The following is a 255-nucleotide window of genomic DNA, read 5'->3' as shown; positions in this document are numbered from 1 at the left end:
CCACCAACCGGCACGCATCCGCAAGCGACCACACACCCGCCACATGCGCCGCAGCTATCTCACCGATCGAATGCCCGGCCAGCACATCCGGCCGCACACCCCACGACTCCAGCAACCGGAACAACGCCACCTCGAGAGCGAACAGAGCCGGCTGCGCGTACTCGGTACGATTCAACCGGTCCGCGTCCTCACCGAACACCACCTCCCGCAAAGGACACGGCAGTTCGGAATCGAAGTGAGCGCACGCGGCGTCGA

The 255-nt window shown here is 65.5% G+C and carries 1 protein-coding gene; it reads right to left on the bottom strand.

The window, feature by feature from the left end; all coding sequences use genetic code 11:
• A partial coding sequence (locus JS756_RS36425) for an acyltransferase domain-containing protein (protein ID WP_205387536.1) occupies positions 1-255 on the bottom strand: 255 nt, incomplete at both ends.

The sequence above is a fragment of the Streptomyces actuosus genome, from assembly GCF_016921115.1.
GTDB lineage: Bacteria > Actinomycetota > Actinomycetes > Streptomycetales > Streptomycetaceae > Streptomyces > Streptomyces actuosus_A.
Note: the sequence above shows the minus strand (reverse complement) of the source record. Positions and strands in the feature narration are given on the sequence as shown.